Annotated in this window: 17 protein-coding genes; 13 read left to right on the top strand and 4 right to left on the bottom strand. The window is 70.0% G+C overall.

What is annotated here, in order from left to right; all coding sequences use genetic code 11:
- Window positions 1-125: 125 nt before the first annotated feature.
- A complete protein-coding gene (locus tag ACFWZ5_RS24655) occupies window positions 126-890 on the bottom strand; it encodes an IclR family transcriptional regulator (RefSeq protein ID WP_384792735.1) in 765 nt (254 codons plus the stop codon).
- Between the two features lie 333 nt (window positions 891-1,223).
- Here ACFWZ5_RS24655 and metH point away from each other — a divergent pair, with 333 nt between their 5' ends.
- The 4 genes from metH (at window position 1,224) to ACFWZ5_RS24635 (ending at window position 9,255) form a co-directional block, all read left to right on the top strand.
- Complete coding sequence (gene metH, locus ACFWZ5_RS24650; RefSeq protein ID WP_384792738.1) at window positions 1,224-4,778, top strand: methionine synthase; 3,555 nt, start codon at window positions 1,224-1,226, stop codon at window positions 4,776-4,778.
- Window positions 4,779-4,917: 139 nt separating this feature from the next.
- Window positions 4,918-5,613: an HAD family hydrolase gene (locus tag ACFWZ5_RS24645; RefSeq protein WP_384792741.1), complete on the top strand. Its 696-nt coding sequence runs from the start codon at window positions 4,918-4,920 to the stop codon at window positions 5,611-5,613.
- Window positions 5,614-6,021: 408 nt separating this feature from the next.
- Window positions 6,022-7,632, top strand: a complete 1,611-nt coding sequence (locus ACFWZ5_RS24640; RefSeq protein ID WP_384792744.1) for an ABC transporter substrate-binding protein — start codon at window positions 6,022-6,024, stop codon at window positions 7,630-7,632.
- A gap of 42 nt (window positions 7,633-7,674) precedes the next feature.
- Complete coding sequence (locus ACFWZ5_RS24635) at window positions 7,675-9,255, top strand: ABC transporter substrate-binding protein (RefSeq protein WP_384792747.1); 1,581 nt, start codon at window positions 7,675-7,677, stop codon at window positions 9,253-9,255.
- Between the two features lie 87 nt (window positions 9,256-9,342).
- Here ACFWZ5_RS24635 and ACFWZ5_RS24630 read toward each other — a convergent pair whose 3' ends face one another.
- Window positions 9,343-10,014, bottom strand: coding sequence for a response regulator transcription factor (locus ACFWZ5_RS24630; RefSeq protein ID WP_016639462.1), 672 nt, complete (start codon window positions 10,012-10,014; stop codon window positions 9,343-9,345).
- Between the two features lie 15 nt (window positions 10,015-10,029).
- Window positions 10,030-10,917 (bottom strand): RecB family exonuclease, encoded by an 888-nt coding sequence (locus tag ACFWZ5_RS24625; protein ID WP_384792751.1) that lies wholly within the window; start codon window positions 10,915-10,917, stop codon window positions 10,030-10,032.
- Window positions 10,918-10,986: 69 nt separating this feature from the next.
- Between ACFWZ5_RS24625 and ACFWZ5_RS24620 the strand changes: the two genes are divergently transcribed.
- The 3 genes from ACFWZ5_RS24620 to ACFWZ5_RS24610 all read left to right on the top strand — a co-directional run bounded on the left by ACFWZ5_RS24620 (window position 10,987) and on the right by ACFWZ5_RS24610 (window position 15,111).
- Window positions 10,987-13,296, top strand: a complete 2,310-nt coding sequence (locus ACFWZ5_RS24620; protein WP_384792754.1) for a site-2 protease family protein — start codon at window positions 10,987-10,989, stop codon at window positions 13,294-13,296.
- A gap of 145 nt (window positions 13,297-13,441) precedes the next feature.
- The gene (locus ACFWZ5_RS24615) at window positions 13,442-14,344 is read left to right on the top strand and encodes a tRNA (adenine-N1)-methyltransferase (RefSeq protein WP_384792757.1); all 903 of its coding nucleotides are present in this window, start codon (window positions 13,442-13,444) and stop codon (window positions 14,342-14,344) included.
- A gap of 194 nt (window positions 14,345-14,538) precedes the next feature.
- Window positions 14,539-15,111, top strand: a complete 573-nt coding sequence (locus ACFWZ5_RS24610; protein WP_384792760.1) for a hypothetical protein — start codon at window positions 14,539-14,541, stop codon at window positions 15,109-15,111.
- Window positions 15,112-15,219: 108 nt separating this feature from the next.
- On the opposite strand, the gene ACFWZ5_RS24605 is transcribed toward ACFWZ5_RS24610, so the two are convergent.
- Window positions 15,220-15,534 (bottom strand): ferredoxin, encoded by a 315-nt coding sequence (locus ACFWZ5_RS24605; protein WP_384792763.1) that lies wholly within the window; start codon window positions 15,532-15,534, stop codon window positions 15,220-15,222.
- A 254-nt stretch (window positions 15,535-15,788) separates the two neighbouring features.
- On the opposite strand from ACFWZ5_RS24605, the gene arc reads away from it, so the two are divergent.
- The 6 genes from arc to prcA all read left to right on the top strand — a co-directional run bounded on the left by arc (window position 15,789) and on the right by prcA (window position 21,660).
- Window positions 15,789-17,555, top strand: coding sequence for a proteasome ATPase (gene arc, locus ACFWZ5_RS24600; protein WP_384792766.1), 1,767 nt, complete (start codon window positions 15,789-15,791; stop codon window positions 17,553-17,555).
- A 259-nt stretch (window positions 17,556-17,814) separates the two neighbouring features.
- Window positions 17,815-19,326, top strand: a complete 1,512-nt coding sequence (dop, locus tag ACFWZ5_RS24595; protein WP_384792769.1) for a depupylase/deamidase Dop — start codon at window positions 17,815-17,817, stop codon at window positions 19,324-19,326.
- Between the two features lie 131 nt (window positions 19,327-19,457).
- Window positions 19,458-19,676 (top strand): ubiquitin-like protein Pup, encoded by a 219-nt coding sequence (locus ACFWZ5_RS24590; protein ID WP_030356241.1) that lies wholly within the window; start codon window positions 19,458-19,460, stop codon window positions 19,674-19,676.
- A 74-nt stretch (window positions 19,677-19,750) separates the two neighbouring features.
- Window positions 19,751-20,035, top strand: a complete 285-nt coding sequence (locus ACFWZ5_RS24585; protein ID WP_384792774.1) for an endonuclease domain-containing protein — start codon at window positions 19,751-19,753, stop codon at window positions 20,033-20,035.
- Window positions 19,987-20,832: a proteasome subunit beta gene (gene prcB / locus ACFWZ5_RS24580; protein ID WP_384792777.1), complete on the top strand. Its 846-nt coding sequence runs from the start codon at window positions 19,987-19,989 to the stop codon at window positions 20,830-20,832. Before ACFWZ5_RS24585 ends, prcB begins: the two co-directional genes overlap by 49 nt.
- 48 nt (window positions 20,833-20,880) lie before the next feature.
- A complete protein-coding gene (gene prcA, locus ACFWZ5_RS24575) occupies window positions 20,881-21,660 on the top strand; it encodes a proteasome subunit alpha (RefSeq protein ID WP_384792780.1) in 780 nt (259 codons plus the stop codon).
- The last annotated feature ends 18 nt before the right edge of the window (window positions 21,661-21,678 follow it).

The following is a 21,678-nucleotide window of genomic DNA, read 5'->3' as shown; positions in this document are numbered from 1 at the left end:
CCGGCGTTTGAGGACGAGGCGCGAAGCGCCGACAAGGCGGGGGTCCCAGGGGGCGCAGCCCCCTGGTTCGGGAAGGGGCGGGCCTGGGGCGCCCCGCGAGGACCCACCCACCCGCACCCACCCCCTCAGAACCGACTGGCCCCCAGATCCCGGGAAACGGCCCGCGCACAGTCCCGCACGGCAGCAATGAGCTCCGCCCGAATCTCCCCGGAGGGACACACCCGCTCCACGGCCCCCGTCACCCCCACGGCCCCCACCGGCATCCGCCGCCGATCATGGATGGGCGCGGCCACGGACGCGATCCCCTCCCACGTCTCCTCCGCGTCCGTCGCATACCCCCGCGCCCGCGTCACGTCGAGCACGGCCTCGAACGCCGCCGCGTCACTGACCGTCCGGTCCGTGAACGCGGTCCGCTCCGCCTCCAGGGCCTCGCTGTGCGCCACGGGGTCGTACGCCGCGAGCACCTTGCCGAGCGCGGTGGAGTGCAGCGGCTGCATGGCCCCGACCTCCAGGACCTGCCGGCTGTCGTCGGGCCGGAAGACGTGGTGCACGATCAGCACGCCCTGCTGGTGCAGGACGCCCAGGTAGACGCTCTCGCCGCTGGAGCGGGCCAGGTCGTCGGTCCACACCAGGGCGCGGGCCCGCAGCTCGTGCACGTCCAGATAGCTGTTGCCGAGCCGCAGCAGCTCCGCGCCCAGCTGGTAGCGCCCGGATGCCGGGTCCTGCTCGACGAAGCCCTCCTGCTGCAGCGTGCGCAGGATGCCGTGGGCCGTCCCCTTGGCGAGCCCGAGGGCGGATGCGATGTCCGAGAGGCCAAGGCGGCGCTCGCCGCCCGCGAGCAGCCGCAGCATCGCGGCGGCCCGTTCGAGCGACTGGATGTTCCGTGCCATCGCGGCCCTTTCCTCCGTCCCGCGCCCGGCACATCCCCGTACCGGGCACTCGATCCGCGGCGAACGCGCGCAACGCGCGTGCCGTTCGGCAATGACGAACACTATCGGTCGTTGCCGACCTCTGGCTAAGGGTGAGCGCACCGCGTTTCAGCCGAGCGCGCCCCACCGTCGACTTCCGGCCACCAGCCCGCCACTGCTTCGCCACTAGTCCGCCACTAGTCCGCCCCATGGGACGCTCTCACCCCAGCACGCCGGTCCCCGCTACCCTGGCCGGGTGCGCCTTCCACGGGAAGCCGCAAAGCCGACAGCCGTCGCACTCCAGGGAGCTCATTCATGGCCTCGTCGCCGACCCCCTCGTCCGTTCCCCAGGCGGAGCCCACCGCCGGGAACCGAGCCGACGCCCTTCGCGAAGCCCTCGCCACCCGCGTGGTGGTCGCCGACGGCGCGATGGGCACGATGCTGCAGGCACAGGACCCCAGCCTCGAGGACTTCCAGAACCTCGAGGGCTGCAACGAAATCCTCAACGTCACGCGCCCCGACATCGTGGCGTCCGTCCACACGGAGTACTTCGCCGCGGGCGTCGACTGCGTCGAGACCAACACCTTCGGCGCCAACCACGCGGCGCTCGGCGAGTACGACATCCCCGAGCGCGTCTTCGAGCTCTCCGAGTCCGGCGCCCGCATCGCCCGCGAGGTCGCCGACGAGTTCACCGCGTCGACCGGGCAGCAGCGCTGGGTCCTCGGCTCCATGGGCCCCGGCACCAAGCTGCCCACGCTCGGCCACGCCCCGTACACCACGCTGCGCGACGCCTACCAGCAGAACGCCGAAGGCATGATCGCGGGCGGCGCCGACGCGCTGCTCGTGGAGACGACGCAGGACCTCCTGCAGACCAAGGCCGCGCTGCTCGGCGCCCGCCGCGCCCTGGAAGCCACCGGCACGAACCTGCCCCTGATCTGCTCCGTCACCGTCGAGACGACCGGCACGATGCTGCTCGGCTCCGAGATCGGCGCCGCGCTCACCGCCCTCGAACCCCTCGGCATCGACATGATCGGCCTCAACTGCGCCACGGGCCCGGCCGAGATGAGCGAGCACCTGCGCTATCTGGCCCGCCACTCGCGCGTCCCGCTGGCCTGCATGCCCAACGCGGGCCTGCCCGTCCTCGGCAAGGACGGCGCCCACTACCCGCTGACGGCGCCCGAGCTCGCCGACGCCCAGGAGACGTTCGTCCGCGAGTACGGCCTGTCCCTCGTCGGCGGCTGCTGCGGCACGACGCCCGAGCACCTGCGCCAGGTCGTCGAGCGCGTCCGCGGCCTGACCCCGACCGAGCGCGAGCCGCGCCCCGAGCCGGGCGCCGCCTCGCTCTACCAGACCGTGCCGTTCCGGCAGGACACCTCGTACCTGGCCATCGGCGAGCGCACCAACGCCAACGGCTCCAAGAAGTTCCGCGAGGCCATGCTGGAGGCGCGCTGGGACGACTGCGTGGAGATGGCCCGCGACCAGATCCGCGAGGGCGCCCACATGCTCGACCTGTGCGTCGACTACGTGGGCCGCGACGGCGTGGCGGACATGGAGGAGCTCGCCGGACGCTTCGCCACCGCCTCCACGCTGCCCATCGTCCTGGACTCCACCGAGGTCGACGTCATCCAGGCGGGCCTGGAGAAGCTGGGCGGCCGGGCGGTCATCAACTCCGTGAACTACGAGGACGGCGACGGCCCCGAGTCGCGCTTCGCGAAGGTCACCCGGCTCGCCCAGGAGCACGGCGCCGCGCTCATCGCGCTGACCATCGACGAGGAGGGCCAGGCCCGCACCCCGGAGAAGAAGGTCGAGATCGCCGAGCGGCTCATCGACGACCTCACCGGCAACTGGGGCATCCACGAGTCCGACATCCTCATCGACACCCTGACCTTCACCATCTGCACCGGTCAGGAGGAGTCCCGCGGGGACGGCATCGCCACCATCGAGGCGATCCGCGAGCTCAAGCGCCGCCACCCCGACGTCCAGACGACACTCGGCCTGTCCAACATCTCCTTCGGCCTCAACCCGGCCGCCCGCATCCTGCTGAACTCCGTCTTCCTCGACGAGTGCGTCAAGGCGGGCCTGGACTCGGCGATCGTGCACGCCTCCAAGATCCTGCCCATCGCGCGCTTCGACGAGGAGCAGGTCACCACCGCCCTCGACCTGATCTACGACCGCCGCCGCGAGGGCTACGACCCGCTGCAGAAGCTGATGGCGCTCTTCGAGGGCGCCACCGCCAAGTCCCTGAAGGCGGGCAAGGCCGAGGAACTGGCCGCGCTGCCCCTGGAGGAGCGCCTCAAGCGCCGCATCATCGACGGCGAGCGCAACGGGCTTGAGGCCGACCTCGACGAGGCCCTGACGACCCGCAAGGCCCTCGACATCGTCAACGACACCCTCCTGGACGGCATGAAGGTCGTCGGCGAGCTGTTCGGCTCCGGCCAGATGCAGCTGCCGTTCGTGCTCCAGTCCGCCGAGGTCATGAAGACCGCCGTCGCCCACCTCGAACCCCACATGGAGAAGTCCGACGCGGAGGGCAAGGGCACCATCGTCCTCGCCACCGTGCGCGGCGACGTCCACGACATCGGCAAGAACCTCGTCGACATCATCCTGTCCAACAACGGCTACAACGTCGTCAACCTCGGCATCAAGCAGCCCGTCGCCGCGATCCTCGACGCCGCGCAGGAGCACAAGGCCGACGTCATCGGCATGTCCGGCCTCCTGGTCAAGTCCACCGTGATCATGAAGGAGAACCTGGAGGAGCTCAACCAGCGCCAGATGGCCGCCGACTACCCGGTCATCCTCGGTGGCGCCGCCCTCACCCGCGCCTACGTCGAGCAGGACCTGCACGAGATCTACGAGGGCGAAGTCCGCTACGCCCGCGACGCCTTCGAGGGCCTGCGCCTGATGGACGCCCTCATCGCCGTCAAGCGCGGCGTGCCCGGCGCCAGCCTCCCCGAGCTCAAGCAGCGCCGCGTGCCCAAGAAGGCTGGTACATCAGCGGCTGCCGCCGCGGGCCCCGCCGTCGAGGCCAAGGAGACCGAGGGCCCGGCCCGCTCCGACGTCGCCACCGACAACCCCGTACCCACGCCCCCGTTCTGGGGCACCCGCGTCATCAAGGGCATCCAGCTCAAGGAGTACGCCTCCTGGCTCGACGAGGGCGCCCTGTTCAAGGGCCAGTGGGGCCTGAAGCAGGCACGCACCGGCGACGGACCGACGTACGAGGAGCTCGTCGAGACCGAGGGCCGGCCGCGCCTGCGCGGTCTGCTCGACGAGCTGCAGACCAAGAACCTGCTCGAAGCCGCCGTCGTCTACGGCTACTTCCCGTGCGTCTCCAAGGGCGACGACCTGATCATCCTGGACGAGCAGGGCAACGAGCGCACCCGCTTCACCTTCCCGCGCCAGCGCCGCGGCCGCCACCTGTGCCTCGCCGACTTCTTCCGCCCCGAGGAATCGGGCGAGACGGACGTGGTGGGCCTCCAGGTCGTCACCGTCGGCTCGCGGATCGGCGAGGCCACCGCCGAGCTGTTCGCCTCCGACTCCTACCGCGACTACCTGGAACTGCACGGCCTGTCCGTGCAGTTGGCCGAGGCGCTCGCGGAGTACTGGCACGCCCGGGTGCGCGCCGAGCTCGGCTTCGGCGGCGAGGACCCCGCGGACGTCGAGGACATGTTCGCGCTCAAGTACCGCGGCGCCCGCTTCTCCCTCGGCTACGGCGCCTGCCCCGACCTGGAGGACCGCGCGAAGATCGCCGAACTCCTCCAGCCGGAGCGCATCGGCGTCCAGCTCTCGGAGGAGTTCCAGCTCCACCCCGAGCAGTCCACGGACGCCATCGTGATCCACCACCCCGAGGCCAAGTACTTCAACGCCCGCTAAAGGGCGCGTACCGCCAGGCTTTACTCAAGAGCGCGTACGCCGGACGAGTCGTACACTGGTCGGTCCAGTACATGGTCCAGTACAAGGCCGGTCCCTCCTGGGGGGCCGGCCTTCTCGTCCCTCATGGAGGTGTGCCCGGATGACCAGTACGGTTCCCGCGCTCGGTACCCGAACGGCCGAAGGCAGCGCCCTGCAGGCCGTGCTCCTCGACATGGACGGCACGCTCGTCGACACCGAGGGCTTCTGGTGGGACGCCGAGGTCGAGGTCTTCGGCGCGCTCGGCCACACCCTGGACGAGGCCTGGCGCGACGTCGTCGTCGGCGGCCCGATGTCCCGCAGCGCCGGGTTCCTCATCGAGGCCACCGGCGCCGACATCACCGTCGCCGAGCTGACCGTCCTGCTCAACGACGGCTTCGAGGACCGGATAAGCCGAGCCCTGCCGCTGATGCCCGGCGCCGGCAGACTCCTCGCCGAACTCGCCGCGCACGAGGTGCCGACGGCCCTGGTCTCCGCCTCCCACCGGCGCATCATCGACCGCGTCCTGAACTCCGTCGGGGCCCACCACTTCGCCCTGACCATCGCGGGCGACGAGGTGCCGCGCACCAAGCCGCACCCCGACCCCTACCTCCTCGCGGCCTCCGGGCTCGGCGTCGACCCGGCCCGCTGCGCGGTCATCGAGGACACCGCGACCGGTGTGGCCGCCGCCGAGGCCGCCGGCTGCCGCGTGGTGGCCGTGCCGTCCGTCGCGCCCATCGCCCCGGCCCCCGGCAGGACCGTGGTGCCCTCGCTCGAACACGTCGACCTGCCGTTCCTGCACGGCCTGATGGGGATCTGACCGCGCCGCCGCGGAGCCCCGGGCCGGCTGCCGCGCAGCCCGCGAACCGGCCGTCGATGGCCGAAATCCCCAGGGGGCGCGCCCAGTTGAAAGTGTGACGTTTCCCACTCGGAACGGGGTCGACAAGGTTTCGTACCTGTGCAGGAGGGTCCTTACCCCCCGGTCAGGCCATGTCCTTGTGTCCCGATTGCGTCGCCCTTGCGCGAAACCTTCCGGTGTCGGGGTCTCGGTGCGTCCACGCCCCGTGTCCCTGCGTGATGGCGCCCCAACTCCGGCCTCCGTCAGCGGCCCTGGTGGTGCGGACTAATCTCGTCGCGAGAACCTCGCCCCACCCCCCGTGACCCACCCCACACCCCACCCCGCCGTTGACCGGATCCACGGGATCAAGAGTTCTGGAGAACGTCGAGCATGAACCGCAAGACATTGGTGCTGCCGGCCGTCATAGGTCTGCTCGCTCCCGCGCTTGCCGCGTGTGGCGGTTCGGGCAGCGGCGACGGTGACGACCCCATCGCCGCCGGCACCACGGACCGGTTCCGTGTCTCCAAGGAGGTACCGGCGCCCTTCGACCCGGCCTACGCCTACGACGCCGGGTCCTGGAACGTGCTGCGCCAGACCCTCCAGACGCTCATGGCCCTGCCGCGCGGTGGCGGCGGCGAGCCGGAGCCCGAGGCCGCCCAGAAGTGCGGCTTCACCGACACCGGCAACGAGCGGTACGCGTGCACCCTGCGCAAGGGCCTCAAGTTCGCCGACGGCAAGCCGCTGACCGCCTCCGACGTGAAGTTCTCCATCGAGCGCCTCCGTGACATGAAGGTCGCCAACCCCAGCGGTTCCGACGGCCTGGTGTCGAACGTGGATGCCATCGAGGTCCAGGGCGAGCGGGGCATCGTCTTCCACCTGAAGACCGCCGACGCGACGTTCCCGTACAAGCTCGCCACGCCGAGCACCAGCATCGTCAGCCCCGACCACTACAGCAAGAACAAGCTGCGCCCCGGCTTCGCCCTGGACGGCTCCGGGCCGTACACGGTCAAGCAGGAAGTGAAGAACAACCAGCTCGTCAAGGCGGTCTTCACCAAGAACCCGCACTACAAGGGCTCGTTCGAGCAGCAGAACAAGAAGGTCGAGCTGCGCGCCTTCCCGGACACCCAGAGCATGGGCAAGGCCCTCGACGACGGCGACATCGACCTGATGACCCGCACCATGTCGCCCGAGCAGATCAAGAAGCTCAGCGAGAACCCCGGCAAGAACATCGACCTCGTCGAGATGCCCGGTCTCGAGATCCGCTACCTGGCCTTCAACACCGACGCGGCGAGCGTCAAGAGCAAGGCCGTCCGCCAGGCCATGGCCCAGCTCGTGGACCGCGGTGCCCTCGCGGGCGGCGTGTACGGCAGCACCGCCGACCCGCTGTACTCCATCGTGCCGACCACCATCACCGGCCACTCCAACTCGTTCTTCAACAAGTACGAGGGCCCGTCCCCGAAGAAGGCCCGCGACATCCTCCGCGCGGCGGGCATCGACACACCGGTGAAGCTGACGCTGCACTACACCACCGACCACTACGGCCCGGCCACGAAGAAGGAGTTCGAGACGCTGCGGAAGCAGCTGAACGACAGCGGGCTCTTCGACGTGCAGATCAAGGGCGAGGTCTGGAACACCTTCCGCGCCGCCGCGGGCAAGGGGAAGTACGACGTCTTCGGCATGGGCTGGTTCCCCGACTTCCCGGACGCCGACAACTTCATCGCGCCGTTCCTCGCCCCGGACAACTTCCTCAGCCTGCCGTACCGCAACAAGACCATCATCAACGAGCTGCTCCCCACCTCGCGCCGCGAGGCCGACCGGCTCAGCGCTGCCAAGAGCATCGAGAAGATCCAGGACATCGTGGCCGAGGACGTCCCGGTGCTCCCGCTCTGGCAGGGCAAGCAGTACATCGCCGCCCGGGACGACATCACGGGTGTCGAGTGGGCTCTCAACTCCGCTTCGAATCTGCAGCTGTGGGAGCTCGCCCGCGGTGTGGGCGACTGACCTTCGCCGCACCCGAGACGGAAACAACGACAAGGCACGTAAGTGAAAATGCGCAACCAGTGGCTGGCCCTGCCCCTCTCCTCAGGCCTGGCGGCGGCTCTGCTGACCGGCTGTGGCTCGGAGTCCTCGAGCTCGGCCGAGGACAGTGACTCCGTGGTCGTCGGCATGTCCGACAACGTCCTCGCGACCGACCCGGCGGCCGGCTACGACCCGGGCTCGTGGCTGCTGTTCAACAACGTCTTCCAGTCGCTCATGAGCTTCCCCAAGGGCACCACCCAGCCGGAGCCCGAGGCCGCCCGCAAGTGCGGCTTCACCGACCAGCGGACCATGGTCTACACCTGCACGCTGCGCGACGGACTGAAGTTCAGCAACGGCAACGCCCTCACGTCGAAGGACGTCAAGTTCTCCTTCGACCGCATGCTGAAGATCAATGACGACAAGGGTCCGGCGATCATGTTCCCGATGCTGAAGAGCGTCGAGACCCCGAACGCCAAGACGGTCGTCTTCAACCTGAAGGTCCCGGACGCGACCTTCCCCAGCAAGATCGCCTCCGGCGCGGGCTCCATCGTCGACCACCGCGAGTACCCGAAGGACAAGCTCCGCACCGACGGCGGGGCCGTCGGCTCGGGCCCGTACGAGCTCGACTCCTTCGACAAGGACGAGGCGGTCTTCTCCGTCAACTCCGACTACAAGGGCACCGCCAAGCCCGGCAACGAGGGCGTCACCCTCCGCTTCTTCCACGGCGACCGCAAGGCCCTGAAGCGGGCCATCACGGACCGGGAGATCGACGTCGCCTACCGAGGCCTCGCGGCCGGGGACATCGCCGACATCGAGCAGAACTCCTCCGACCGCAAGATGGACGTCGTCGAGGGCACGAGCGCCGAGGTCCAGCACCTGGTCTTCAACATGAAGCACCCGGTGGCGGGCAAGCTCGGTGTCCGCAAGGCCGTCGCCTACCTGCTCGACCGCGAGGCGCTCGTCGACAAGGTCTACCAGGGCACGGCGACCCCGCTGTACTCGATCGTCCCGGCGGGCATCGGCAGCCACAACACCGCCTTCTTCGACACCTACGGCGCCCGCCCGCAGCGCGACAAGGCCGCCGCGGCCCTGCGCGGCGCGGGCATCAACGGCAAGGCCCGGCTCACCCTGTGGTCCACGCCGTCCCGCTACGGTCCCGCCACCGACGAGGAGCTGCGCGCCATAGCCAAGCAGCTCAACGCCAGCGGCCTGTTCGAGGCCGACGTGAAGTCCGTCGAGTTCGGGCAGTACGAGAAGGACATCAAGGCCGGCAAGTACGGCGTCTACGTGAAGGGCTGGGTGCCGGACTACCCGGATCCGGACAACTTCACGCAGCCGTTCTTCGGCAAGGGCAACGTCCTGTCGAACCGCTACGAGAACCGCACCATCACCGAGAAGATCATCCCCGGCACCGCCGCCCAGGGCGACCGCGCCTCCACCGACAAGGAGTACGGCCGCCTCCAGGACATCGTCGCCGACGAGCTGCCCATCCTGCCGGTGTGGCAGGCCAAGCAGTACGCGGTGGTCCGCGACAGCGTCTACGGCGTGGAGTCCTGCCTGGACGCGTCCACGGTGTTCCGCTTCTGGGAGCTCAGCAAGGACTAGACGCCGCGCTGAGCCGGACAGAAAGGGTGGTGGCCGCCCCCGCGCAGGGACGGCCACCACCCTTTGGTTCTGCTGGTTCTGCGGGGACTACTGCGCTCCCGGCCTGACGAGGCCACTCTCGTACGCGTACACCGCGGCCTGCACGCGGTCCCGCAGGCCGAGCTTCGTCAGGACGTGCCCCACATGCGTCTTCACCGTCGTCTCGCTCACGAAGAGGTCCGCGGCGATCTCGGCGTTCGACAGGCCACGCGCCACCAGCTTGAGGACCTCCACCTCGCGCTCGGTCAGCGTGTGCAGCGTGTCCGGGACCGGCTCGTCGCCGGACGGGAGGTGCCCCGCGTACTTGTCGAGGAGCCGGCGCGTGATGCTCGGCGCCAGCATCGCCTCACCCGCGGCGACCACCCGGATGGCCTGCACCAGCTCGTTCGCCGGGGCGTCTTTGAGGAGGAAGCCGCTGGCGCCCGCGCGGAGCGCCTCCACCACGTACTCGTCGAGGTCGAACGTCGTCAGGACCAGGACCTTCGCCGGGCCGTCGCGGCCGGGCCCGGTGATCTGCCGGGTCGCCTCGACCCCGTCCATCCGCGGCATGCGGATGTCCATCAGGACCACATCGGGCTGCAGCGCCCGCACCTGGTCCAGAGCCTGCAGTCCGTCTCCGGCCTCGCCGACGACCGCGATGTCCTGCTCGGCCTCCAGAATCATCCGGAAACCCGTGCGCAGCAGCGGCTGGTCGTCGACCAGTAGGACGCGGATGGCCACGTAACTCTCCTTCGCCTAGCCCGGGCCCATTCTGCCCTGCTCGTCGCCGCCCGACTCGGGCGGCCTCACCGGAAGCGGATAGGGCGGGGGAGTGCCGCCGAATTCCGGACAGACGGCCTGGTGGTCGCACCAGCCGCAGAGCTTCGTCGGCCGCGGCCGCCACTCGCCCGTCTCCGTCGCGAGGACGATCGCCTCCCAGAGCGCGAGCAGCTTGCGCTCGACCCGCTCCAGGTCCGCCTGGACCGGGTCGTACGTGATCACGTCACCGCTGCCGAGATAGACCAGCTGCAGGCGGCGGGGGATCAGGCCCTTCAGGCGCCACACCACGAGGGCGTAGAACTTCATCTGGAAGAGCGCGCCCTCCGCGTACTCGGGGCGGGGGGCCTTGCCCGTCTTGTAGTCGACGATGCGGACCTCGCCCGTCGGTGCGACGTCCACCCGGTCGATGATGCCGCGCAGCTTCAGGCCCGAATCCAGCTCGGCCTGCACGAACAGCTCCCGCTCCGCGGGCTCGAGCCGCGTCGGGTCCTCCAGCGTGAACCACCGCTCGACGAGCCGCTCCGCGTCCGCGAGCCAGCGCGTCAGGCGCTCGCCCTCGCTGTCGTCCGCGAACAGCTCCGCAAGCTCCGGCTTCGCCTCCCGCAGCCGGTCCCACTGGCCCGGGACCAGCGCCTTCGCGCGCGGTGCCGTGCGCTCCGGCGCGGGCGCGTCGAAGAGTCTCTCCAGGACCGCGTGCACCAGCGTGCCGCGGGTGGCCGCCTCGCTGGGCTTCTCCGGGAGCTTGTCGATCACCCGGAAGCGATACAGCAGCGGGCACTGCATGAAATCGCCCGCGCGCGAGGGCGACAGGGAATCCGGGCGCGCGGCCGCGGACGCCGTGACGGCGTCGGTCCTGGTCTCCATGACAGAAGACCCTACGACCCACCACTGACAACGGCCGCATACCATCGACGGCAGACCCTTCCGCCCTGCATGATCGTGCGTGTACCGCGCCGCAGCAGGCGCGGGGGACGCTTCGAACGAGGGGACATCGTGGACGAGAGCGGCGGGAGCGGCAGGCCGCGGTCCGACGACGCGCGGGTCCGGGCGGACAGCGCGGACGCGCCCGCCCGGGCGGAGAGCGCGCCACGGCCGGGAGCCGACGGCGCCGAACCGGGCCCGGCGGCCACCGAAGCGGAGGGCCTGACGGCCACCGAAGCGGCGGGCCTGACGGCCACCGAAGCGGCGGGCTCGGGGTCCGACCACGCGACCCGGGCCGACGGCACGACGACCGGGCCCGACGGCGCGCCCCACATGTCCGGTGACGCACCCGCCACGTCCGGCGACGCACCCGCCACGTCCGGCGACGCACCCGCCACGTCCGGCGATGCGGCGGCTACGTCCGAGGGCACGGCGACCACGTCCAGCGGCACGGCGGCCACGCCGGATGGCGCGCCCGCCACACCCGGCGGCGGCCGGCCCGCCGCGCTCGATGGTGCGTCGGGCCTGTCCGGCGATGCGGCCGTTACGTCCGACGGCGGGTCGGCCGCGTCCGGCGGCGCGTCCGCCACGTTTGACGGCGCGGCCGACGGGCTCGATGGGGCGCCTGCCACGCTCGGCGGTCGGCCCGCCGCGCTCGACGGCGCGCCGGGTACGTCTGGCGATGCGGCCGTGGCGTCCGATGGCGCGGCGGCCACGTCCGGCGGTGCGCCCGACACGTCCGGCGATGCGGCGGCCACACTCGGCGGTGCGGCACAGCCGGAGCCCGGCCAAGCCGCCTCCGGCCAGGACTCCGCCTCCGGCCAGGACCCCGCCTCCGCCCAGAACCCCGCTCCCAGCCACGCGTCCGGCCCCGACCAGGCCCCCACCCCGGCCGAAACCCGACCCGACGCCGCGAAGCCCCGCCCCGAAGGCGCGGCAATGCCGCCCCACCCCGAAGGCACCGGTTCCCGGCGGCCCGGCGGCGCGGGTGACGCGGTCGACATCACGAAGAGCCACCCCGACCGCACCACCCCCGACCGGCACGCCCCCGCGCACGCCGACGCCACGCCGCCCCCCTCTCCTCACGAGGGGACCCGGCAACCCGGCGGCGGCGCCCGGCCTCCCCTGGGGCGGCCCCCCAAAGCCCAGCCCCCCAAGGAAGAGCCGAAGAACCCCGGCGGCGGGCTGCTCATGGGGCGGCCCTTCGGCGTGCCCGTCTACGTGGCGCCCAGCTGGTTCCTCGTCGCCGCCCTCATCACCTGGGTCTTCGGCGACCAGCTCGACCGCGTGCTGCCGGAGCTCGGCGGCGCCCGGTACCTCGTGTCACTGTTCTTCGCCGTCGCCTTCTACGCCTCCGTACTCGTGCACGAGCTCGCGCACACCGTCGCCGCGCTCCGCTTCAAGCTGCCGGTGCGCCGCATCCAGCTGCAGTTCTTCGGCGGCGTCAGCGAGATCGAGAAGGAGTCCGAGACCCCCGGCCGCGAGTTCGTGCTCGCGTTCGTCGGCCCGCTGCTCTCCCTCGTGCTCGCCGGGGTCTTCTACGCCGCCATGACCGCCGTGGAACCGGACACGGTCCCCGGCGTCCTGCTCGCCGGGCTGATGATCTCCAACCTCATCGTCGCGGTCTTCAACCTGCTCCCCGGCCTGCCCCTCGACGGCGGCCGCATGCTCCGCGCCGTCGTCTGGAAGATCACCGGCAGGCCCATGAGTGGCACCATCGCCGCCGCCTGGGTCGGCCGCGCCCTCGCCATCTCCGTACTCGTCGGCCTGCCGATCCTCAACCAGTCCGGGGCGCTCGGCGGCGACACCCAGGACATCGGCGGCATGGACACCGTCACCGACGCCCTGCTCGCCGCGATCCTCGCCGCGATCATCTGGACCGGCGCCGGCAACAGCCTGCGCATGGCCCGCCTGCGCGAACACCTCCCCGAGCTGCGCGCCCGCGCCCTGACCCGGCGCGCCGTCCCCGTGGAGACCGACACCCCGCTCTCCGAGGCCCTGCGCCGCGCCAACGCCGCCGGAGCCCGCGCCCTCGTGGTCGTGGACGCCGACGGAGACCCCCTGGCCGTCGTCCGCGAGGCCGCCATCGTCGGCGTTCCCGAACACCGCCGCCCCTGGGTCACGGTCAGCGGCCTCGCCCAGGACATCACCGAAGGCATGCGGATCCCCGCCGAGCTCGCGGGCGAGGAACTCCTCGACCGGCTGCGCGCCACCCCGGCCACCGAGTACCTCGTGGTCGAGGCGTCCGGCGAGATCTACGGCGTCCTGTCCGCCGCCGACGTGGAGCGCGCCTTCGTGAAGGCCATGGCCCGCCCGAGCTGAGCACCGGCACCCCGCGAGCGGGCCCGGCGCGACCGACCACCCCGCAGACACGACCGGCCACTCCGGAGACACCACCGACCCTCCGGAGAAGCGCGCCGCCGTCACCCTGGTCGGCGGCCCCCGCCGCGGCCGGTAGGCTGGTCACATGTCCGAACCGACCGGTGCCGCCCGCCGTCGCGGGCCCTTCAAGGTCGGGGACCAGGTCCAGCTCACCGACCCCAAGGGACGCCACTACACGTTCACGCTCGAAGCGGGGAAGAACTTCCACACCCACAAGGGTTCCTTCCCGCACGACGAGCTGATCGGCGCTCCCGAGGGCAGTGTTGTCCGCACCACGGGGAACGTCGCGTACCTCGCGCTGCGCCCCCTGCTCCCCGACTACGTCCTGTCCATGCCCCGCGGCGCCGCCGTGGTCTACCCCAAGGACGCGGGGCAGATCCTGGCCTTCGCCGACATCTTCCCCGGCGCACGCGTCGTCGAGGCGGGCGTCGGCTCCGGCTCCCTCAGCTCCTTCCTGCTGCGCGCCATCGGCGACCAGGGCATGCTCCACTCCTACGAGCGCCGCGAGGACTTCGCGGAGATCGCCCAGCAGAACGTGGAGCGCTACTTCGGCGGTCCGCACCCCGCCTGGCAGCTCACCGTCGGCGACCTCCAGGACAACCTGTCCGACACCGACGTCGACCGCGTCATCCTCGACATGCTCGCCCCCTGGGAGTGCCTGGAGGCCGTCTCCAAGGCGCTCGTGCCCGGCGGCATCCTGTGCGCGTACGTGGCCACGACCACCCAGCTCGCCCGGACCGTCGAGTCCATCCGCGAGCTCGGCGGCTTCAACGAGCCGACCGCCTGGGAGTCGATGATCCGCAACTGGCACATCGAGGGCCTGGCCGTGCGCCCCGACCACCGCATGATCGGCCACACCGGCTTCCTCCTCACCGCCCGCCGCCTCGCGGACGGCGTCGAGCCGCCCATGCGGCGCCGCCGCCCCGCCAAGGGCGCCTACGGCGAGGACTACAGCGGCCCGAACGCCGACGGCGGCGCACCCCGCTGACCGGGGCACCGCCACCCGCACAACGCACCGGCGCCGTCGCCGAGTTCCCGCACCCCCGCGCGGAACTCGGCGACGGCGCCGCCTCGTTGGACGCGTACACCACCACCGACCCCGGTGTTCCGCCGTCCTGTGAGGTGTGGCACGATGCTGGCCACCCACACCCCCCGGCACAGCCCTCACAGGAGACACTCCTCGTGCAGCACCCCGCCGTCCCGGAACTGGCCCACACCACCACCCGCCCCATCCACTGGGTGGCCACCGCCGCGGCCCTCGCCGCCGTCATCGCGGGCGCCGCCTTCCTCCAGCCCGACCCGGCCACCGCCGCCCAGACGGACCCCGCACCCGCCCCGAAGTCCGCCCCCGGCCCCGCACCCGACCCCGCGGCCGTCGACTTCCCCCTCGACTGCGGCACCGCCGACTCCGTCGTCTCGGCCAAGGCCACCGGCGATCTCGACGCCGACGGCCGCCCCGAGACCGTGGCAGCCGTGCGCTGCGCCGCGGGCTCCGGCACCCCGCCGGACGGCGTCTACGTCGTCACCAGGTCCCGCACGGGCGCCCCGCGCGTCGTCGCCACCCTGGTGAATCCCAAGGACCGGCTCACCGTCCGCGACCTGAAGGTCAGCGGCACCGCCGTGACCGCGACCCTCCTCGGCTACTCGTCGCTCGACGTGCCCCGCTGCTGCCCCGACCGCCGCGACGAAGCCAAGTGGCAGTGGAAGAACGGCGCGTTCACCCGCTCGACAAGCGGCGAGGCCCGCAGCGTGTAACGCCCCGCGCGCATCACCGGCCGCCACCCGACGACAACGCACAGGGCCCGCACGCACCTCCGACAGCGCGTACGGGCCCTCTGCGGCTAACCCAGCGAAACTATTCGGTCACTCTGCGTCGGGTCCGTAGACCTCGACCCTGTCCGAAATTCGACGTACGTGAATACAGTCACCCGGGCACTCCCGCGCCGAATCGACCACATCGCGCAGCAGCGGAAGCGGAACCGGCGTCGTCGCCCCAGGGGCCTGCAACAGCTCGTCGTCCCCGCCCTTCACGTACGCGAGTCCGTCGATGTCCAGCTCGAAGACCTCCGGCGCGTACTGGGCGCAGATGCCGTCGCCGGTACACAGGTCCTGGTCGATCCAGACCTCGAGTGGATCTTGGCTTTCGCCGACGGTCTCCGCGTCGTGCCGCACGGTCATCTCTCCTGCCGAAACTGCGCCGGACCCGGCCGACTTTGCCGCAAGTCCGGCCAGCCCTGACGGGTGTTGAACAGTTCGACCCTACAACCGGCAGCTTTCCGATGTTGTTGGGTGGGTATTCCCCTGGCGTGAGGGAGAGCGCAAGGGTGAAGATCGGACACACCCCCACCGTCTTTGTGATCTAGGGGTTTCAATCAGCACCCACCCAGGTAGGGTCAGGAAGCGTCCAGCTCCCCTTGGAGGAGGTGAGGACCGTGGCAGCCCACGACGACGACATCAACCGCGGCATCCGGCCGGGGCGAGGGTCTGAAGACCCAGCCGGTCAGGTTGCCTATCTCGAGCAGGAAATCGCCGTCCTGCGACGCAAGCTCGCCGACTCTCCGCGTCACACGAGGATTCTCGAAGAGCGGATCGTCGAGCTGCAGACCAACCTGGCAGGCGTATCCGCACAGAACGAAAGACTCGCGAACACGCTCCGAGAGGCCCGCGACCAGATCGTGGCCCTCAAGGAAGAAGTCGACCGGCTCGCACAGCCCCCGGCCGGCTTCGGAGTCTTCCTCACGGCGAATGAGGACGGCACCGCCGACATCTTCACCGGCGGCCGCAAACTCCGCGTGAATGTCAGCCCGAGCGTCGAACTCGACGATCTCAGGCGCGGCCAAGAGGTCATGCTCAACGAAGCGCTCAACGTGGTCGAGGCCATGGAGTACGAGCGGGTCGGAGACATCGTCACCCTCAAGGAAATCCTCGAGGACGGCGAACGAGCCCTGGTGCTCGGACACACCGACGAGGAACGGGTGGTCAGGCTCGCCGAGCCGCTCCTGGACGTGACCATCCGCCCCGGTGACGCCCTCCTGCTCGAACCTCGCTCCGGGTACGTCTACGAAGTCGTACCGAAGAGCGAGGTCGAGGAACTGGTCCTCGAAGAAGTCCCGGACATCAGCTACGACAAGATCGGCGGCCTCGGCGGCCAGATCGAGATGATCCGCGACGCGGTCGAGCTCCCCTATCTCTACCCCGACCTCTTCAAGGAGCACGAACTCAGGCCGCCCAAGGGCGTCCTGCTCTACGGCCCGCCCGGCTGCGGCAAGACGCTGATCGCCAAGGCCGTGGCCAACTCCCTTGCCAAGAAGGTCGCCGAGGTCACGGGACAGCCCGCGGGGAAGAGCTACTTCCTCAACATCAAGGGCCCCGAGCTCCTCAACAAGTACGTCGGTGAGACCGAGCGCCACATCCGCCTGGTCTTCCAGCGCGCTCGCGAGAAGGCGAGCGAGGGCACCCCCGTCATCGTCTTCTTCGACGAGATGGAATCCCTCTTCCGCACCCGCGGCAGCGGCGTCAGCTCGGACGTGGAGAACACCATCGTCCCCCAGCTGCTCGCCGAGATCGACGGTGTGGAAGGCCTGGAGAACGTCATCGTCATCGGCGCCTCCAACCGCGAGGACATGATCGATCCGGCCATTCTCCGCCCCGGACGACTCGACGTGAAGATCAAGATCGAGCGCCCGGACGCCGAGGCGGCCAAGGACATCTTCGCCAAGTACCTCACCGAGCGCCTCCCGCTGCACGGCGACGACCTCGCCGAGCACGGCAGCGACAAGGGCGCCACGGTGCACGCCATGATCCAGTCGGTCGTCGAGCAGATGTACGCCGAATCCGAGGAGAACCGCTTCCTCGAAGTCACGTACGCCAACGGCGACAAGGAAGTCCTCTACTTCAAGGACTTCAACTCCGGCGCCATGATCGAAAACATCGTCGGCCGCGCCAAGAAGATGGCCATCAAGGCCTTCCTCGAGCAGAACCAGAAGGGCCTCAGGGTCTCCCACCTCCTCCAGGCTTGCATCGACGAGTTCAAGGAGAACGAGGACCTGCCCAACACCACCAACCCGGACGACTGGGCCCGCATCTCCGGCAAGAAGGGTGAACGGATCGTATACATCCGCACCCTCGTCACCGGAAAGCAGGGCGCCGACACCGGACGCTCCATCGACACGGTGGCCAACACCGGTCAATACCTGTAGGCAAAAGGGCGGCTGCGGGTGCCCACCACGGGTACCCGCAGCCGACTGTTTTCCGCCGGTCGCGGACGCCTCGCAGCCGCGTCACCAACCCAGCGAGAGCAAAGCAGGAAATGATCTCCCCACCAGCGCAAAGGCGTTCTAGGCTCTTCCGTACCGCCGAGTCGCGCAGTGCGGGGACGGGCACCGCACACGCACCGGAGAACCAGCGGTACTTGAGCTGCGCCCCCGACCGAGGGCGCCGCCGGGCAAGGAGGGCCGCATGACCGTACGGCGAGTAATGGGCATCGAGACGGAGTACGGAATCTCCGTCCCCGGCCACCCCAACGCCAATGCCATGCTCACCTCATCCCAGATCGTCAACGCCTACGCCGCGGCGATGCACCGGGCGCGACGCGCCCGCTGGGATTTCGAGGAGGAAAACCCGCTGCGGGACGCACGGGGCTTCGACCTCGCCCGCGAAGCCGCCGACGCCAGCCAGCTCACCGACGAGGACATCGGCCTCGCCAACGTCATCCTCACCAACGGGGCGCGCCTCTACGTCGACCACGCACACCCCGAGTACAGCGCACCGGAGGTCACCAACCCCCGCGACGCCGTCCTCTGGGACAAGGCCGGCGAGCGGATCATGGCGGAGGCCGCCGAGCGCGCCGCCGCGCTCCCCGGCGCCCAGCCGATCCACCTCTACAAGAACAACACCGACAACAAGGGCGCCTCCTACGGCACGCACGAGAACTACCTGATGAAGCGGGAGACCCCCTTCTCGGACATCGTGCGCCACCTCACGCCGTTCTTCGTCTCCCGCCAGGTCATCACCGGGGCGGGCCGCGTGGGCATCGGCCAGGACGGCCACGAGCACGGCTTCCAGCTCAGCCAGCGCGCCGACTACTTCGAGGTCGAGGTCGGCCTGGAGACCACCCTCAAGCGGCCCATCATCAACACCCGGGACGAGCCCCACGCCGACGCGGAGAAGTACCGCCGCCTCCACGTGATCATCGGCGACGCCAACCTCTCCGAGATCTCCACCTATCTGAAGCTCGGCACCACGTCCCTCGTCCTCGCCATGATCGAGGACGGCTTCATCGCCGTCGATCTCGCCGTCGACCAGCCCGTCCGCACCCTCCACCAGGTCTCGCACGACCCCACGCTGCAGCGCCTGGTCACGCTCCGCAGCGGCCGCACCCTCACGGCCGTACAACTCCAGATGGAGTACTTCGAGCTGGCCCGCAAGTACGTAGAGGAGCGCTACGGCGCCGACGCCGACGCCCAGACCAAGGACGTCCTCACCCGCTGGGAAGACGTCCTCAACCGCCTGGAGAACGACCCGATGAGCCTCTCCGGAGAGCTCGACTGGGTCGCCAAGCGCGAACTGATGGAGGGCTACCGCCGCCGCGACAGCCTCGACTGGGACGCCGCCCGGCTGCACCTGGTGGACCTCCAGTACGCCGACGTGCGCCCCGAGAAGGGCCTCTACAACCGCCTCACGGCGCGCGGCAAGATGAAGCGGCTCCTGGACGAGACCGACGTCGAGAGGGCCCGCACCAAGCCGCCCGAGGACACCCGCGCCTACTTCCGCGGCCGCTGCCTGGAGCAGTACGCCGACGACGTGGCCGCGGCCTCCTGGGATTCGGTCATCTTCGACCTGCCGGGCCGGGACTCCCTCCAGCGCGTCCCGACCCTGGAGCCGCTTCGCGGAACGCGTAATCACGTCAAGGAACTCCTTGACCGGTGCCGCACGGCGGAGGATCTGGTCCGGGTGCTCTCCGGGGGCTGAATCGCGGCTGAAAGCCCGGCGGCCGGGGAATCACAGAGGTGGGCCCCGCACGTTGTACAAAGTGCGGGGCCGATGTCGGACCCGGATTGTAGGGTCTGATCAAGAACGTCTAACCGAGCGGGGTGAGGTAGATGGCGACCAAGGACACCGGCGGCGGACAGCAGAAGGCGACGCGCTCCACCGAGGAGGTCGAGGAGCAGACGCAGGACGCGCAGGCCTCCGAGGACCTCAAGGAGCGCCAGGAGAAGCTGAGCGACGACGTCGATTCCGTTCTGGACGAGATCGACGATGTCCTCGAGGAGAACGCAGAGGACTTTGTGCGCTCCTTCGTTCAAAAGGGTGGCCAGTAGACCGCTTTCCCCTTCGATGTGAAGGTGGATGGCGGGGGCGGGCGAGTCGAAGACGAAGCGTTGCGCGCGGCGCGGTGCGACCGGGCCGCGCGCTGCCCGCACCGGGGCGCCCGGCCCTGCCGCCGGCTCGCCGCGCGGCCGCCCTGACGGCGCTCCGGCCTCCGGCCGCTCCGTCGACGCATGTGGATCACCGCCACGAGCCGGGTAGGGTCCGTGGCGTACCGTGCTTCAACTGCAATTCGGCCATCGGCAAGTTGGGAGATGATCCCGACGCTCTCCGTCGGTCTTTTAGCTACCTGGAAGGAAACCTGTGGAAGCCAACACTCTCAAGCCCGGGCGTCTGCCGGCTGCCTTCCTGACCCCGGGGTCGTCCTCCTTCGTGGACTTCCTCTCCGCGCACCAGCCGGAATTGCTCCCCGGCAAGCGGCAGTTGCCGCCCGTGCAGGGCGTGATCGAGGCGCCGCACGGCACGACCATCGTGGCGACGACGTTCCCCGGGGGCGTGGTGCTCGCCGGTGACCGGCGGGCGACGATGGGCAATGTGATCGCGCAGCGGGACATCGAGAAGGTGTTCCCGGCGGATGAGTACTCGGCGGTGGGCATCGCCGGTACGGCCGGTCTGGCCGTCGAGATGGTCAAGCTCTTCCAGCTGGAGCTTGAGCACTTCGAGAAGGTCGAGGGGACCCAGCTGTCCCTGGAGGGCAAGGCCAATCGCCTGTCGACCATGATCCGGTCGAATCTGGGGATGGCGATGCAGGGCCTGGCCGTCGTGCCGCTGTTCGCGGGATATGACGTGGACCGGGCGAAGGGCCGGATCTTCTCGTACGACGTGACGGGTGGCCGCAGCGAGGAGCAGGGTTTCGCGGCGACCGGCTCGGGTTCGGTGTTCGCTCGCGGCGCGATGAAGAAGCTGTACCGCGACGATCTGTCCGAGGAGCAGGCGACGACGCTGGTGGTGCAGGCGTTGTACGACGCGGCGGATGACGATTCCGCGACGGGCGGCCCGGATGTGGCCCGCCGGATCTATCCGATCGTGACGGTGATTTCGGACGAGGGGTTCCGGAGGCTGTCGGACGAGGAGACGTCCGCGATCGCGCGCTCGATTCTGGAGCGGCGTCTTGAGCAGCCGGACGGCCCGCGGGCCGCGCTGCTCTGAGTGCCCTGTTGTTGTTGTGAAGTTTTGACAGAAAGGGACGGATAGCCGGTGTCGACGCCGTTCTATGTCTCACCCCAGCAGGCCATGGCCGACCGGGCGGAGTATGCCCGTAAGGGGATCGCTCGCGGTCGCAGTCTGGTAGTGCTGCAGTACGCCGACGGAATTGTGTTCGTCGGCGAGAACCCGTCCCGTGCGCTGCACAAGTTCAGCGAGATCTATGACCGCATCGGTTTCGCGGCGGCCGGTAAGTACAACGAGTACGAGAACCTCCGCATCGGCGGCGTCCGGTACGCGGATCTGCGCGGGTACACATACGACCGCGACGATGTGACGGCACGCGGCCTGGCGAATGTGTACGCGCAGACGCTCGGCACGATTTTCTCCAGTAATGCGGAGAAGCCGTACGAGGTGGAGCTGGTCGTCGCGGAGGTCGGTGCGACTCCGGACGGCGACCAGATCTATCGGCTGCCCCATGACGGTTCGATCGTGGACGAGCACGGCTCGGTCGCGGTGGGCGGCAATGCGGAGCAGATCAGTACGTATCTGGATCAGCGTCATCAGGACGGGATGACGCTGGCCGAGGCGCTGAAGCTCGCGGTGCAGTCGCTGTCCCGGGACACGAACGGCAGCGAGCGGGAGATTCCGGCGGAGCGCCTTGAGGTGGCCGTCCTGGACCGGACGCGGCCGCAGCAGCGCAAGTTCAAGCGGATCGTGGGCCGGCAGCTGGAGCGGCTGCTCGGCGAGGACGGTTCGGCGTCGTCGTCGGACGCGGAGGCCGGTGCCGAGTCCGACGACGCGGGCTCGGAGGGCGGTTCGTCCGAGGAGTAGCCGCAGCGGGTCCTTCGT

Source organism: Streptomyces sp. NPDC059003 (assembly GCF_042740445.1).
Lineage (GTDB): Bacteria > Actinomycetota > Actinomycetes > Streptomycetales > Streptomycetaceae > Streptomyces.
This window is presented reverse-complemented; position numbering and strand designations above follow the sequence as displayed.